The organism is Ruegeria sp. O5 (assembly GCF_056535105.1).
In genome coordinates this window covers 66,730-79,419 of the sequence record NZ_JBQERN010000009.1, presented here as the reverse complement: position 1 = coordinate 79,419, position 12,690 = coordinate 66,730, and the positions used below count along the sequence as shown (strand labels likewise).

Annotated in this window: 12 protein-coding genes and 1 riboswitch; of the genes, 11 read left to right on the top strand and 1 reads right to left on the bottom strand. The window is 58.0% G+C overall.

Annotation, left to right across the window (positions count from 1 at the left end; genetic code table 11):
* Positions 1-28 precede the first annotated feature (28 nt).
* From ACR0M3_RS12770 to cmk, 6 genes are all read left to right on the top strand, one after another.
* Positions 29-916, top strand: coding sequence for a hemolysin family protein (locus ACR0M3_RS12770; protein WP_480911134.1), 888 nt, complete (start codon positions 29-31; stop codon positions 914-916).
* Complete coding sequence (lnt, locus tag ACR0M3_RS12765) at positions 913-2,427, top strand: apolipoprotein N-acyltransferase (RefSeq protein ID WP_480911131.1); 1,515 nt, start codon at positions 913-915, stop codon at positions 2,425-2,427. The genes ACR0M3_RS12770 and lnt overlap by 4 nt, the downstream gene beginning before the upstream one ends.
* Before the next feature lie 30 nt (positions 2,428-2,457).
* Positions 2,458-2,506: riboswitch (SAM-SAH riboswitch) on the top strand.
* Between the two features lie 5 nt (positions 2,507-2,511).
* Entirely contained in the window at positions 2,512-3,693 is a 1,182-nt protein-coding gene (metK, locus tag ACR0M3_RS12760; protein WP_480832706.1) for a methionine adenosyltransferase, read from the top strand.
* Between the two features lie 96 nt (positions 3,694-3,789).
* A complete protein-coding gene (trmB, locus tag ACR0M3_RS12755; RefSeq protein WP_480911129.1) occupies positions 3,790-4,500 on the top strand; it encodes a tRNA (guanosine(46)-N7)-methyltransferase TrmB in 711 nt (236 codons plus the stop codon).
* 68 nt (positions 4,501-4,568) lie between these two features.
* A complete protein-coding gene (gene aroA, locus ACR0M3_RS12750; protein ID WP_480911127.1) occupies positions 4,569-5,915 on the top strand; it encodes a 3-phosphoshikimate 1-carboxyvinyltransferase in 1,347 nt (448 codons plus the stop codon).
* On the top strand, positions 5,912-6,529 hold the full coding sequence (cmk, locus tag ACR0M3_RS12745; RefSeq protein WP_480911124.1) for a (d)CMP kinase: 618 nt from the start codon (positions 5,912-5,914) through the stop codon (positions 6,527-6,529). Before aroA ends, cmk begins: the two co-directional genes overlap by 4 nt.
* A gap of 24 nt (positions 6,530-6,553) precedes the next feature.
* On the opposite strand, the gene ACR0M3_RS12740 is transcribed toward cmk, so the two are convergent.
* On the bottom strand, positions 6,554-7,030 hold the full coding sequence (locus ACR0M3_RS12740; RefSeq protein WP_209505404.1) for a YHS domain-containing (seleno)protein: 477 nt from the start codon (positions 7,028-7,030) through the stop codon (positions 6,554-6,556).
* 632 nt (positions 7,031-7,662) lie between these two features.
* Between ACR0M3_RS12740 and rpsA the strand changes: the two genes are divergently transcribed.
* The 5 genes from rpsA to trpB all read left to right on the top strand — a co-directional run bounded on the left by rpsA (position 7,663) and on the right by trpB (position 12,248).
* A complete protein-coding gene (gene rpsA, locus ACR0M3_RS12735; RefSeq protein ID WP_480911121.1) occupies positions 7,663-9,339 on the top strand; it encodes a 30S ribosomal protein S1 in 1,677 nt (558 codons plus the stop codon).
* A gap of 270 nt (positions 9,340-9,609) precedes the next feature.
* Positions 9,610-9,894, top strand: coding sequence for an integration host factor subunit beta (ihfB, locus tag ACR0M3_RS12730; protein ID WP_050603110.1), 285 nt, complete (start codon positions 9,610-9,612; stop codon positions 9,892-9,894).
* Between the two features lie 7 nt (positions 9,895-9,901).
* Positions 9,902-10,252: a LapA family protein gene (locus ACR0M3_RS12725; RefSeq protein WP_267365457.1), complete on the top strand. Its 351-nt coding sequence runs from the start codon at positions 9,902-9,904 to the stop codon at positions 10,250-10,252.
* Positions 10,253-10,257: 5 nt separating this feature from the next.
* Positions 10,258-10,902, top strand: a complete 645-nt coding sequence (locus ACR0M3_RS12720; protein WP_480484014.1) for a phosphoribosylanthranilate isomerase — start codon at positions 10,258-10,260, stop codon at positions 10,900-10,902.
* A 98-nt stretch (positions 10,903-11,000) separates the two neighbouring features.
* Positions 11,001-12,248 (top strand): tryptophan synthase subunit beta, encoded by a 1,248-nt coding sequence (gene trpB / locus ACR0M3_RS12715; protein WP_267365446.1) that lies wholly within the window; start codon positions 11,001-11,003, stop codon positions 12,246-12,248.
* Positions 12,249-12,690: the final 442 nt, after the last annotated feature.

Here is a 12,690-nt window from a genome sequence, read left to right as displayed (position 1 = left end):
TCAAGACCCGATCAGTTGGAACAAGGTAATGGGCGATATAGAAGGCAGTTCTAGGGCGGCGCAAAGCGCGCAACCTCAGGACAGCAGTACTGAAACGGAAGAGAAAACCGGTCTGTTTTCTCGAATCCTTGATGTGTTTTCGAGCGAAGATACTCAACCGGACCAGTCGGTGAACGGACAAAACGCGGCTGTGGCGCAGCCTCGCGGGATGATTAACCTGCGTCGGATGCGCGTTGAGGACGTTGCCATCCCTACCGCTGAAATCGTCTCGGTTCCTTCAACGATCACAAAAGATGAACTGGCGGATGTTTTCCGGAGCAGTGGTATGTCGAGGATTCCGGTCTATGAGGGAACCTTGGATACACCGCTTGGTTTTGTTCACCTCAAGGATTTTGCTCTGACCCACGGTTTCAACGGTGGGGGTAAAAAGTTTGATCTGACCTCTATGCTGCGGACGCTATTGTTCGTGCCACCATCCATGCCAATCGGCGTCTTGTTGACCAAGATGCAAACCGAGCGGCGTCACATGGCATTGGTGATTGATGAATATGGCGGCGTTGATGGTCTGCTGACGATCGAAGACCTGATCGAACAGGTCGTGGGTGAAATCGCTGACGAGCACGATGCGGATGAAGACCAGCTTTGGGTGCAGGAGAAGCCCGGATGCTATGTGGTCCAGGCGCGTGTGCCGCTCGAAGATTTCGAGGCCGAGATTGGCCGGTCTCTGACCAGTCATGAAGACGTCGACGAAGAGGAAATCGATACTCTGGGCGGGCTTGTCTTTATGCTCTCTGGCCGCGTTCCGGCGCGGGGTGAGGTTGTCATTCACCCAGAGGGCCCGGAATTCGAAGTGATCGAAGCCGATCCACGCCGTATCAAACGGCTGCGCGTCATGCTGCCGGACATTGCTGCATGACCCCAGTACGGGGCTGGCCATTATCGTTGAGATTGTTGGTCGCTGCCGCCCTTGGCGGGGCGGGCGCGTTTGGTCAGGCGCCTCATCTGTATTGGGGCGCAACCGTTTTGGCTCTGGTCCTGATTGTGCCGATTTTCCTTGCCAGCGAAACCCGAGGCCGGGCGGCATGGGTCGGCTGGGCTTTCGCGACCGGCTATTTTGCCCATGCCCTTGGCTGGATCATTGAGCCTTTTCAGGTAGATGCTGAACGCCATGCCTGGATGGCCCCGTTTGCGTTGGTGTTCTTGGCGGGCGGACTGGCCTTGTTCTGGGCTGCCGCCTTTGGCCTGTCGCGCAATATTGGTGCCACGCCCATTCGTCAGGGCATATTACTGGTTGCAGTCCTGTCCCTGGCCGAGGTGGCGCGTGGATATGTGCTGACCGGCTTTCCATGGGCTGGCGTCGCGCAGATCTGGGTGGATACACCGGTGGCTCAGGTGCTGTCTCTGGTTGGGCCATATGGGTTGAACGCGCTGACCTTTGCAGCAACATTCCCAATTGGCGCGGCAATGGTGCAGGAAAAACCCTTGAACGGTTTGGCGCGGACCCTGGGTTTTACAGTCGCGATGGCCGCGCTGGCGATTACTTATGGGTCGACGCGACCCGTCGTTCAGGACGGTTCGCATCTGGTTCGCGTGGTTCAGCCGAATGCCCCCCAGCACCAAAAATGGGATCCGGCATATGCGCCTTTGTTTTTTGCGCGTCAGGTTGAATATACCGCAGCCTTTCCCAGACCCGACCTGATTGTCTGGCCCGAGACCGCAGTTCCAGCTTGGTTAGGTAGCGCGCAACCGTTTCTGTCAACTGTTGCGGATGCCGCGCAGGGTGTGCCGGTAATATTAGGGATTCAGCGCGCAGAAGGCTCGAGAATCTTCAACTCGCTGGTCTATCTGGATGAAACCGGGCGTCAGGCAGGGTTATATGACAAACACCACTTGGCGCCTTTCGGTGAATACGTCCCCTTGGGTGACCTGATGGGGCGTTTCGGGGTCAGTGGCTTGGCAGCCACAACCGGGCACGGGTTCAGCGCGGGGCCGGGCCCCGCCCTGCTGGACCTCGGCAAGCTTGGAAGCGCATTGCCCCTGATTTGCTACGAAGCCATATTCCCGCAAGATGTGAATGGTGCGCCGGGTCGGGCTGACTTCTTATTGCAGATCACAAATGACGCGTGGTTTGGTACGCGGTCGGGACCGTTTCAACACCTGGTGCAAGCCCGGATGAGGGCAATTGAGCAGGGCTTGCCGATGATCCGTTCGGCCAATACCGGTGTATCGGCCATGATTGACCCATTGGGTCGGGTGACTGCGTCGTTGGCTCTGGGTGAGGCAGGATATGTGGACGCCGTGCTGCCGCAACCACACCGTCGCACGACTTATGCACGTATCGGGGACAGTCCGATCGTTGTTGTCTTACTGTTTATTCTGGCGATGGCGCTGTTTGGTACCCGCGGCAACCGGGCAATTAGAGATTGACCCCAACTTTGGGCAAGCGTATGCGTCTGTGGTCTGCCACAACGGCTTCCTGGCGTGGCGGAGAAACCTTAATGGAGCACATTTATGTCCCGACAGAACTATACTTTTACTTCGGAATCCGTTTCTGAAGGGCACCCGGATAAGGTCTGTGACCGTATCTCGGATGCTGTCCTTGATGCATTTCTGAACGAAGAGCCTGAGGCGCGCGTGGCCTGCGAAACCTTTGCCACGACCAACCGCATCGTTATCGGTGGCGAAGTTGGTCTGTCGGACAAGGACAAACTGCATGACTACATGAGCCGCATCGACGAAATCGCGCGCGAGTGCGTGAAAGACATCGGATACGAGCAGGACAAGTTCCACCACGAAACAGTCGAGGTGACGAACCTTCTGCACGAACAATCCGCCCATATCGCGCAGGGCGTGGATGCTGCGGACAACAAGGACGAAGGCGCTGGCGACCAGGGCATCATGTTTGGCTTTGCCACAACCGAGACGCCTGCGCTTATGCCTGCGCCGATCCAGTATTCGCACGCAATCCTGCGGCGTCTGGCCGAAGTGCGCAAGAACGGCACCGAACCTGCACTGGGGCCGGATGCGAAATCTCAGTTGTCTGTCGTTTATCAAAACGGCAAACCGGTCGGCGTCAGCTCGATCGTTCTGTCGACGCAGCATCTGGATGAGGCGCTGACGTCGGATGACATCCGCGCCATCGTTGAACCCTATATCCGTGAAACTCTGCCCGAAGGCTGGCTGTCGGCTGATACCGAATGGCACGTCAACCCGACCGGCAAATTCGTTATTGGCGGGCCGGATGGCGACGCGGGATTGACCGGTCGTAAGATCATCGTGGATACCTATGGTGGCGCAGCCCCGCATGGTGGCGGTGCTTTCTCGGGCAAAGACCCGACCAAGGTTGACCGTTCGGCGGCCTATGCCGCGCGCTACCTGGCGAAAAACGTCGTAGCCGCCGGTATGGCCGAGCGCTGCACCATTCAGTTGAGCTATGCCATTGGCGTATCGAAGCCGCTTTCGATTTACGCAGACACGCATGGCACGGGTCAGGTTGCAGATGCGGCGATCGAAAAAGCAGTTGGTCAGATCATGGATCTGACGCCACGCGGCATTCGTCAGCACCTTCAGCTGAACAAGCCGATCTACCAGCGTACAGCGGCTTACGGGCACTTTGGTCGCGAACCGGATGCGGATGGCGGTTTTAGCTGGGAACGCACTGATCTGGTCGACGCGCTGAAATCAGCAGTTTGATCTGAAAAATCCAAAGCGCGCCTTCAGGGGCGCGCTTTTTCTTTGGGGCGGTGCACGCTCTTGCAACGTGCTCCGCTGCGCAGTATGGCCACCGCCATGAGCACCGAGACCCCACAACGCCCGCGCAGAAACTTTTATGGCCGCTTCAAGGGCAAGACCCTGAAGCCCAGTCAAAAGACCTATCTGAACGAAGATCTGGCCGCCTTGTCACCCGGCGCTGTGGACTGGGACACCAACCCTGAACGCAAGCCGCTGGACCTGGATGGCCTGTACGGCGGTAAACCGGTCTGGTTGGAAGTCGGCTTTGGCGGTGGTGAGCATCTGGTGCACCAGGCGCAAAACAATCCTGACATTGGCATCATCGGGGCCGAGCCTTACATCAACGGTGTTGCCATGCTGCTGGGCAAAATCCGTCAGGCAGGTGTAGACAACCTTGCCGTGCACCCCGGAGATGCGCGCGACCTGTTCGACGTGCTGCCAGAGGCCTGCATTTCGCGCGCGTTCCTGCTATACCCCGATCCCTGGCCTAAAACGCGGCATCATCGCCGCCGTTTTGTGACGCCGGAACATCTTGAGCCACTGGCAAAGGTGCTGAAACCCGGGGCGATCTTCCGGGTTGCAACTGACATTCCCGATTACGTGCGTCAGACATTGGAAGAGGTTCCGCGCACCGGGTTTGAATGGCTGGCGGAACGTCCTTCTGACTGGCGTGAACCGTGGGACGACTGGATCTCGACGCGATACGAACAGAAGGCGCTGCGCGAGGGTCGGACACCTCATTACCTGACCTTCCGACGCAAAGGCTGATTGCCGCTGGACCAACGGGCGTCAATTCGCTAATCGGCTTGAGCACTGATAGCGCAAAAGGAGCCCTCATGTCCGGACACGGCACGCCCATCCCGATGACCTCGCATCCCTGCGGCCCGCTGACCGGCACGGCAGAGGTGCCCGGCGACAAGTCGATTTCGCACCGGTCGCTGATCCTTGGCGCGATGGCCGTGGGTGAAACCCGGATTTCGGGTTTGCTCGAGGGCGAAGACGTTCTGGATACCGCCAAGGCGATGCGTGCCTTCGGCGCCGAGGTCACAGATCACGGAAACGGGGAATGGACAGTGCACGGCGTGGGTGTCGGTGGCTTCGCCGAACCGGGCCAAGTGATCGACTGTGGCAACTCGGGAACCGGTGTGCGCTTGATCATGGGGGCGATGGCGACCTCTCCGATCACTGCGACATTTACTGGTGATGCCAGTCTGAACAAACGCCCCATGGCCCGGGTGACTGATCCTCTGGCCCTGTTTGGGGCAGAATCGGTTGGACGGTCCGGCGGGCGCTTGCCGATGACCATCGTTGGCGCGGCGGACCCTACCCCTGTGCGATACGAAGTTCCGGTGCCGTCGGCGCAGGTGAAATCCGCCGTTCTGCTGGCGGGTCTGAATGCCCCCGGAAAGACCGTTGTGATCGAGAAAGAGGCCACGCGCGACCATTCCGAACGGATGCTAGCTGGATTTGGCGCCGAGATCACCGTCGAGGATACCGACGAAGGCCGTGTTATCACTCTGACCGGTCGTCCGGAGCTGAAGCCGCAGGTCATCGCTGTACCGCGCGATCCGTCCAGCGCGGCTTTTCCGGTTTGCGCGGCACTGATCACACCTGGATCCGATGTTTTGGTGCCGGGGATCGGTTTGAACCCCACACGCGCGGGCCTCTTTACGACCCTGCGTGAGATGGGCGCTGATCTGACCTATGAAAACGAGCGCGAAGAGGGCGGCGAGCCGGTTGCCGATCTGCGCGCGAAATACTCGCCAAACATGAAGGGCATTGACGTGCCGCCAGAACGCGCGGCCTCGATGATCGACGAATATCCCGTTTTGTCCGTGGTTGCTGCAAACGCCACGGGCACCACGATGATGGGCGGAGTAAAGGAACTCCGGGTGAAGGAAAGCGACCGGATTGACGCCATGGCCCGTGGCCTGCGCGCCAACGGGGTGACTGTCGCTGAAGGCGACGACTGGTGGTCGGTTGAAGGGCTGGGCATCGGCAACGTTCCGGGTGGAGGCACCTGCGAAAGCTTTCTGGATCACCGCATTGCCATGTCGTTCATGGTGATGGGTATGGGGGCACAGAGCCCCGTGAGTGTGGATGATGGCGGCCCGATCGCGACGTCGTTCCCGATCTTTGAACCTTTGATGGCGTCACTGGGTACAAAGGTAGAGCGCACGTGAGTTTCACGGTTGCCATTGACGGACCAGCGGCTGCGGGCAAGGGCACAATATCCAAGGCTGTGGCGACGCATTTCGGCTTTGCCCATCTGGACACGGGTTTGCTGTATCGCGCTGTCGGAAGGCGAACCCTGGAAGGGGTTGACGCACTAGAAGCCGCGCAGGCCCTGACAGTGGAAGAACTTGAACAAGGGGATCTGCGCACCACCGAGATTGCACAGGCAGCTTCCAAAGTGGCGGTTCTTCCAGAGGTTCGCGCAGCCTTGGTCGATTTTCAGCGCGCGTTTTCCCGCAGGGCAGGTGGGGCCGTTCTGGACGGTCGTGATATTGGCACGGTGATTTGTCCGGATGCCGAAGTGAAGCTGTTTGTTACAGCCAGTGCAGAAGTGCGCGCCGAGCGTCGTTTTCTGGAGCTTAGCGCAAAAGGCGCTGACGTAACCCGTGAACAGGTTCTGGCTGATGTCAGAGAACGCGACGCGCGGGATGCTGAGCGTAGCACAGCTCCGATGAAACCCGCTGAAGATGCCGTGCAGTTGGACACCACCGATCTGAGTATCGAGGCGGCGTTGGCCAAAGCCCTTGAGGTGATCAACGCGAAACTGCCCGCGACGCGTTAACGCCGCGGGCAAACGGGTCAGGTCTTACAACTCGCCGACGGCGACGCTTTTGATATTCGCCCATTGGTCATCCGCGGTTTTTGCGGTGGCACCAACATCCTTCAAGAAGGCTGCCCGGGTTTCTGCATTCAGGAACAGAAACAGTTTTCCGTCTGCGACAAGGTATTGATCCGGGTCACCGTCAAACTTCTTGCCGACCGATACGCCGAACGAACAGAAGCCACCGTGCTGCGGCAGGTATGCAGCAGGGTTTGCTTCGAACGCTTCTCGGTTCGCGGCGGACGTGAAATAGTAGGAGGCTCCGTCATAAGTTGACGAGTGAGTGGCGAAGCCTTCGACCGGGTTACCATCATTGACCAGTGCAACCAGATCAACCCCATGGGCGGCCAACGGTGCACCGGCGGCTGAGATGCCGTTGGACACGTTGATTTCGTCAGCAGCAAAGGCTGGGGTGGACAGGGCAATTGCAGTTGCCATGGCGGTAAAGATGAGAGATTTCATGATATTTTCCCTTTGGTTCTGGTTTCGGGTCGACCGCTTTGTCGACCGACAAGGCAAAATTAGGGAAAGAATGCCGAACGTTTAATCTCAGATACATCGCCAAATGTTGCAGATCGTACAAACGGTCGAATGGATTGCTGTTCTCACTCCAATTCTCTACGATACATCTCGTGACGCAGGCAGCTGAGTGCCGGGTCCCGCGCGGTGTTTCAAGACACTTCACCCTTGCGCTGCACTCGAAGACACAACCATGCGGTCCCGCGTCCCAATACCGAGAAACCGCCTAAAGAAGACCTGACGCGAACCGTGCAAGCCATTTCAGTCAGAACCCGCTATTGTTCAGGTTGCTATGACGCTCGGGGGATCAGCGTTAGGCAAGAGTTCCTGCGCGCGCTGCCGCGCACCATAGGCTTTGCACTTGCACCGGTTCAAGATTCAGCCTATACGCGCGCTGTCGATACAAGGGCGGTCAACGTCCGGATGACGTTTCTGAGCAGGGCCGGGTTACCTCGGCCCTTTGTGTTTGTTTGCTCAGCGGCGCACCGGGTCACGCCAGACGGCATCATGAAACAAGACCGGCGGAGACAACCGCTCGGCCAGCAAATACGTACTGTAAAGGAAATGAACGCCACATGGCTAACGCATCCATGGAGGAATTCGAAGCCCTCCTGAATGAAAGCTTCGAAATGGACACACCCGAAGAGGGTTCTGTTGTCAAAGGCAAGGTTCTGGCGATCGAAGCCGGCCAAGCCATCATCGACGTAGGCTACAAAATGGAAGGCCGCGTTGATCTGAAAGAATTCGCAAATCCCGGCGAAGCCCCTGAAATCGCTGTCGGCGACGAGGTCGAAGTTTACCTGCGCGCCGCAGAAAACGCCCGTGGCGAAGCCGTCATCTCGCGCGAGATGGCCCGCCGCGAAGAGGCATGGGACCGCCTGGAAAAAGCATATGCCGACGACCAGCGTGTCGATGGTGCGATCTTTGGCCGCGTCAAAGGTGGCTTCACCGTCGATCTGGGTGGCGCGGTTGCGTTCCTGCCCGGTTCGCAGGTTGACGTACGCCCCGTACGCGACGCAGGCCCGCTGATGGGTCTGAAGCAGCCGTTCCAGATCCTGAAAATGGACCGCCGCCGTGGCAACATCGTTGTGTCGCGCCGCGCAATCCTGGAAGAATCGCGTGCCGAACAGCGCGCCGAAGTCATCGGCAACCTGACCGAAGGTCAGAACGTCGAGGGCGTGGTCAAGAACATCACCGAATACGGTGCATTCGTTGACCTGGGCGGCGTTGATGGTCTGCTGCACGTCACTGACATGGCATGGCGTCGTGTGAACCACCCGTCCGAGATCCTGACGATCGGTGAAACCATCAAGGTTCAGGTCATCAAGATCAACAAAGACACCCACCGCATCAGCCTGGGCATGAAGCAGCTTCAGGAAGATCCGTGGGATCTGGTTGCTGCCAAGTACCCTCTGGGCTCGGTCCATCAGGGTCGCGTCACCAATATCACCGACTACGGCGCATTCGTCGAACTGGAAGCCGGTGTCGAAGGTCTGGTGCACGTGTCCGAGATGTCCTGGACCAAGAAAAACGTCCACCCCGGCAAGATCGTCTCGACCAGCCAGGAAGTCGACGTCATGGTTCTGGAAATCGACGGTGCCAAGCGCCGCGTGTCTCTGGGCCTGAAGCAGACTCAGCGCAACCCATGGGAAGTGTTTGCAGAAACCCACCCCGAGGGCACCGAAGTCGAAGGCGAAGTCAAGAACATCACCGAATTCGGTCTGTTCATCGGCCTCGAAGGCGACATCGACGGCATGGTTCACCTGTCGGACCTGTCCTGGGACGAGCGTGGCGAGGATGCGATCCAGAACTACCGCAAGGGCGACATGGTTTCGGCCGTTGTCTCGGAAGTGGATGTCGAGAAAGAGCGTATCTCGCTGTCGATCAAAGCTCTGGGCGGTGACAAGTTCGCAGAAGCCGTTGGCGGCGTGAAGCGTGGCTCGGTCATCACTGTCGAAGTGACTGCAATCGAAGATGGCGGCATCGAGGTCGAGTACGAAGGCATGAAGTCGTTCATCCGTCGTTCCGACCTGTCGCGTGACCGTTCCGAACAGCGCCCCGAGCGTTTCTCGGTCGGTGACAAGGTTGATGTCCGCGTAACCAACGTCGACAGCAAGACCCGTCGTCTGGGTCTGTCGATCAAGGCACGCGAGATCGCAGAAGAGAAAGAAGCCGTGGAACAGTACGGTTCTTCCGACTCGGGCGCGTCGCTGGGCGACATTCTGGGTGCAGCGCTGAAGTCTGGCGACTAAGCCCGGGGCGCATCCCGAGCATGATTTACGGCCTCGCATGGAAGTGCGGGGCCGTTTTTGTTGCGAATCAACATGTTCCAAACACGCTGTTTAAACTCGATAATGTTCGCGCTTGAAGTGTGTAAATCGCCCTGTCGGGCAAAATTTCGCGTGAGAATATGGCAAAATAAAGCCTCAACACGCAGAGTATCCGTTCCCCCGTTCTGGGTTTTTTCCTATACTGTCAAAACAGTAGACCTGTCACACCGGCTGCCTGGGAGGGTATCACGAATGATCCGTTCAGAACTGATTCAGAAAATCGCTGACGAAAACCCGCATCTCTATCAGCGTGATGTCGAGCGGATTGTGAACACCGTGTTCGAAGAAGTCACCGATGCCATGGCGCGCGGCGACCGGGTCGAACTGCGTGGCTTTGGCGCGTTTTCGGTGAAAAAGCGGGATGCCCGCGTTGGGCGCAACCCCCGTACCGGTGAAACAGTTCAGGTCGAGGAAAAATGTGTGCCATTTTTCAAAACTGGTAAGTTGCTCAGGGATCGTTTGAACGGTAAAGCCTGACCTCATGATGCGTTACCTTCGATATGCTTTTCTTGGGACTCTCGGGATCGTTCTGATTTCCGTTTCCCTGGCGAATGTTCAGTCTGTTGAACTGAAACTGATGCCCGATGCTCTGGCCGAGCTTTTGGGCTTTAACGTCAGTACCTCTTTACCGCTTTTTCTGGTCGTTCTGGGCGGTGTTGTCGCCGGTTTGATCATCGGTTTCATGTGGGAATGGCTGCGGGAACACAAACACCGCCGCGATGCGACCGTGAAAAAGGGCGAGGTCCGCAAGCTTGAACGCGAGGTCAAGAAGCTCAAGAAAAAGCAGAACGAGGGTAAGGATGATGTTCTGGCCCTGCTTGACGAGGCCAGCTGAGGCTTATGTCTACCGATGTGTCCGTTAAAATCTGCGGTTTGACCGCCTCAGAACATGTGCGCGCAGCCGTTGCAGCCGGTGCGCGCTATGTCGGGTTCAACTTTTTTCCCAAATCGCCCCGTTACGCACCGATACCGCAAGCCGCTGCGTTGGCCGCCGAAGTACCAGTCGGCGTCGCCAAGGTCGCTCTGGCCGTGAATTTCTCGGACGCGCAGCTTGATGAGATTGTCGCGGGTGTTCCGTTGGATATGTTGCAGCTTCACGGCGGAGAGAGCCCCGAGCGTGTGGCAGAGATCAAGCAGCGCTATGGCCTGCCCGTCATCAAGGCGATCGGTGTTGCCGAGGCCGAGGACCTGGCTGCGATTGATCTGTATTCCGAAGTTGCAGACCAGCTTCTGATCGATGCAAAGCCGCCGAAGAATTCGGAACTTCCCGGCGGCAACGGTCTTCCTTTTGACTGGCGGCTGCTGGCAGGTCGAAAATATTGGCGCAGGCCGTGGATGTTGTCCGGTGGTCTGAACCCAGACAATGTCGCTGAGGCGATCCGCATGACGGGTGCGCGGCAAGTCGATGTGGCGTCGGGTGTTGAAAGCGCGCCGGGCGTAAAGGACGCTGGACTGATACAGGCATTTATCGACGCGACACGCTGATTTTGTTTGCCGCTGCCAGGGGGCGACATGGTGCGTTTTGCCATGGCAAATCCCGCGACGACCACCTATGAAAGTCAGGTACGACGAGGGAGACACCCATGGCCAACGATCTTTTCAATTCCTTCATGTCCGGCCCTGACGAGCAAGGGCGCTTTGGCATATTCGGCGGGCGTTTTGTCAGCGAAACGCTGATGCCGCTGATCCTGTCACTGGAAGAGGAATACAACAAAGCCAAGGATGATCCGACCTTCTGGGCCGAGATGGATGATCTGTGGGCCAACTATGTGGGCCGCCCATCACCTCTGTATTTCGCGGAACGCCTGACCGAGCATCTGGGCGGGGCGAAGATCTATCTGAAACGTGATGAGCTGAACCACACCGGCGCACACAAGATCAACAACGTGCTGGGCCAGATCATTCTGGCGCGACGCATGGGCAAGACCCGGATCATTGCCGAGACCGGGGCAGGGCAGCACGGTGTGGCCACAGCCACGGTCTGCGCGAAATTTGGTTTGAAATGCATCGTCTATATGGGTGCCCATGACGTGCAACGTCAGGCCCCGAACGTGTTTCGTATGCGCCTGCTGGGGGCCGAGGTGATCCCTGTGACCTCGGGTCGCGGTACGCTGAAGGACGCGATGAATGACGCGCTGCGTGACTGGGTGACCAATGTGCGCGATACGTTCTACTGCATCGGCACAGTGGCCGGTCCGCACCCATACCCGGCGATGGTGCGTGATTTCCAGTCGATCATAGGCAAGGAAGCGAAAGAGCAGATGATGAAGGCCGAAGGCCGTCTGCCCGACACGATCATTGCGGCAATCGGCGGCGGCTCGAATGCGATGGGCTTGTTCTACCCATTCCTTGATGACAAGGACGTCAATATCATCGGCGTTGAAGCCGGCGGTAAAGGTGTAAACGAAAAGATGGAGCATTGCGCCTCGCTGACAGGCGGTCGTCCGGGCGTTCTGCATGGCAACCGCACCTATCTGCTGCAGGATGATGACGGGCAGATTCTGGAAGGCTATTCGATCTCGGCCGGTCTGGACTATCCGGGTATCGGGCCCGAACATTCCTGGTTGCATGAGGTTGGTCGCGCGACTTACGTCTCGATTACCGACAAGGAAGCACTTGAGGCATTCCAGCTGTGCTGTGCCACTGAGGGTATCATTCCGGCGCTGGAACCCAGCCACGCTCTGGCGCATGTCATGAAGATCGCGCCCGAGTTGCCCAAGGACCACCTGATCTGCATGAACATGTGTGGACGCGGTGACAAGGATGTTCAGACCGTCGCAAAATACCTGAACTTTGACATGTCTGACACCGAGGGCCGCACGGCCGGTTGATTTCGAACCGGGGCCACATGCCCCGGTTTACAATCTCGACCAATCAAGCTGCCGGAACACCCTTCGGTCCACCCGTGATTGTAATGCTGCTCCGAAATGGCCTTCGGATCTAATTGGTGTTTTTACGGGCGCAGACGGATTGTTGTTCCTGCCCTGGTGTGGCATCCGGTTTGGTCACCGTATGTTGGCCCTCGCAGGCGATCTTTTTGGACCCGACGGAGCCCGGTTAAAGAATCGTCCACAAGCGATATTACCCCGTTCAACCTGCGCCCGAAGGTTTCCAATTGGAGATCAGTGTAGCAAGCGGTGCCGTACTGTTGCAAAATTGCTGAACTGTCAGTGACTATGTCCTTTCTGTCTTTGCAGGTGATTTTCCAGCGCAGCCTGCCTCAGGTTTCCTTCTCCGCGCGACGACACTGTAAATATTGGGTGTTTCAAGCCG